The sequence below is a fragment of the uncultured Campylobacter sp. genome, from assembly GCF_938031315.1.
GTDB lineage: Bacteria > Campylobacterota > Campylobacteria > Campylobacterales > Campylobacteraceae > Campylobacter_B.
In genome coordinates this window covers 1-1175 of sequence record NZ_CALHHT010000500.1, presented here as the reverse complement: position 1 = coordinate 1175, position 1175 = coordinate 1, and the positions used below count along the sequence as shown (strand labels likewise).

The 1175-nt window shown below is 41.4% G+C and carries 1 protein-coding gene; it reads left to right on the top strand.

The window, feature by feature from the left end; genetic code table 11:
- Positions 1-238: 238 nt before the first annotated feature.
- On the top strand, positions 239-1175 hold a 937-nt coding region (locus Q0236_RS12345), incomplete at its 3' end, for a DUF3137 domain-containing protein (RefSeq protein WP_297918559.1).

The following is a 1175-nucleotide window of genomic DNA, read 5'->3' as shown; positions in this document are numbered from 1 at the left end:
TGCAGCAGCGGTGCCGCTTCACCGACATTGCGCGTGTCGTGCTAAAGTGCGCGGAGAATTTTAACTCGCCTAGCGTAACGGATACGGACGCGCTTGCGGCGGTGGACGCGAGCGTGCGAGCGTATGCAAACGAACTGCTGAAATTTAACGGCGAGCTTTAAGCCTAGCTTTGCCTGCTTAAATTTAGAGTTTAAATTTGAGCTATCTTGCCGCAAGCGGTGAAATTTAGGATCAAAAATTGTTAGACGTACAAACTATCGTAAATTTGGAAAAAGAGCGTCGTAAGCTGCTGCAAAGCCGTATAAAATGGAAAATAATAAGCCTGCTTAAAGCCTGTGCGATATTTATCCCGCTGATTTGTTTGATGATATACAAGGCTCGCGGAGAAAAAATATCTTTTGAGCTACTATCGGAAATTTTATTTGCTCTGATAATGCTATACTTCGCATATAGGTTATTTTACGAAAAAACCCACAAAGTCAAAATGCGAGAATTTGCGCTGCAATACAAAGCCCTCTACATAGCACCCTACGTCGAAAATCTAGGATACAAATACAACAGATTCGGTGCCATAGCTTTGGAACAAGATATTGAGCATAGCGGGCTTTTTGGAGAATACGCGAACTTTGGCGGAGATGATTTGATATACGGAAACATAGACGGCGTAGATTTTAGCTTCGGCGATATTTGGCTATCAAAAGACTTCGATAAAAAATTTTTGGTTTTGGCGTCTAAAAAGAAATACATTGAACCGTTCCAGGGTCTTTTTTTCGTGGCGGATTTTCATAAAAAGATCGGATCTGATGTTTTTATTCTCCCCAGCATAACGAAGCTGCAAACCTTCGCCTCCGAAAGCAATGCGTGGCTTCGCAAGATGGATAACGCAAAATTCGACAAATCCTTCGCGATATATGCAAAAGATGCGGTCGCAGCTGCGTATGTGCTAACGCCGGCGCTGATGGAGAAAATTTTATTTTTAAAAATGCTTACGAAATCATACATTGAACTTAGCTTCAGAAAAAACAAAATTTATATAAAAATACCTCGTCTATACGATAGCTTTGAGCCCGATCTAAATAGGCCAATACGCGGTAATAAGCTCGCGAGCAAGATACAAATCGATCTGGACGCGATGCTGCAAATCGTAAAAATTCTAAGGCTGAATGAAAAAATTT